The organism is Nodosilinea sp. P-1105 (assembly GCF_012911975.1).
Classification (GTDB): Bacteria; Cyanobacteriota; Cyanobacteriia; order Phormidesmidales; family Phormidesmidaceae; genus Nodosilinea.
The window spans coordinates 1-1242 of record NZ_SMDQ01000163.1; the positions used below are offsets into that span (position 1 = coordinate 1).

Here is a 1242-nt window from a genome sequence, read left to right on the forward strand (position 1 = left end):
AAGGTGTCGTTGTTGAGGATGACCACACCGTCCCCTGATTGAGCTAGCACAAAAAGCCCCTGGCGATAGGCATAGCGAGCTACTTCGTCAGGCACCACCATGGCGGCCACGGCACCCATGGCATTGACATCTCCATAGCGGGGCATCAGTCGCTTGAATTTGCTGAGGCGTTCTAAGTGTTCGTCTACATCGGGTTGGGTGAGTTTACTTTTGACTTCTACCAGAACGGCATCAGTCGTATCGACAACTAAGAGGTCGATTTCTATGGCGTCGTTGTCCCGCCGGGCAGAAGCCCCAGGATAAAACTCGTGGACCGCAATGCCTCGCTCTTGAAAAAGCCTGATCACGGCAGGCCTGACCTGCCACTCGACAAACTCCCCCAACCGGTTGCCCAGCTTACCGAGTTGCTCGTTGAATTGCTTATTTTGTTGTTTGAGTAGACGCTCAGTTTCTTTCTGGGCTTCGGCGAGTTCGCCGATTACCCGCACAACATCGTCAATGGTGGTGGCCATGGGGGGTGCCAGTCTGGTGGTACGCCTATGATAGCAATGGTAAGCAAGGGGACATGAGCCAACCTACCGAACGTGCCCTTTGGGGGGCTAAGCCTATAATGTAGGGGGATGTTTAGTAGGCTGGCATGAACCGTTGGGTCAATTTCCTGTCGCTGCTTCCGGGAACAAGCCTGACCCTGTTAGTGATCAGCATTGCATTTTTAAGGGTCTATGATGAAACCGACTTCCTCTTCCTCGGGTACCTCGCCAATGCCCGCCTCTGGAGCAACCTGTGGTGAGCTTGTCGAATCCACCGGCTCACCGTGGCAGCCCTCCTGGTGGCGTTGGTTAATTTCGGCGTTGTAGAGCTCCGCTCGTGCGCAGCGTGGGACCGTCGAATAAGTCTGGCGACAGGCTTCGCCAACGAGAAACAGACCGCCGAGCTGAGGAAAAACAACGAAGACGCGAGGAAGCAACACGAGCAGCGGATGAGCGAGGTGAGGAAGCAGAACGAGCGGCTCGCCGAGTTTGGCTTCGCCACGCTGCGCGAAAGCATCCAAAATCGATGGATCGTTCTCCAAGCACGGCATTTACTCCTACTAAGTACACATAAGTCCTGTCTAAGTACACATAAGTCCTGTGAGACCCTTGTGGGCAGGGCTTTCCCTCCATCCCCCAGCCCCTTCCTCCCAAAATGGGAGAAAGGGGAGTAGAGCTTTCAAAGCCCCTCGCCCTTCTGGGAGAGGGGTTT

General features: G+C 55.0%; 2 protein-coding genes. Both read right to left on the reverse strand.

The genetic code is table 11. The features are described 5' to 3' along the window. On the reverse strand, nucleotides 1-512 hold a 512-nt coding region (locus E1H13_RS26525), incomplete at its 3' end, for a DUF3782 domain-containing protein (RefSeq protein ID WP_169617959.1). A gap of 200 nt (nucleotides 513-712) precedes the next feature. After that, nucleotides 713-1072 carry a hypothetical protein gene (locus E1H13_RS26530; RefSeq protein ID WP_169617960.1) on the reverse strand — a complete coding sequence of 120 codons (360 nt, stop codon included), beginning with the start codon at nucleotides 1070-1072 and terminating at the stop codon, nucleotides 713-715. Nucleotides 1073-1242: the final 170 nt, after the last annotated feature.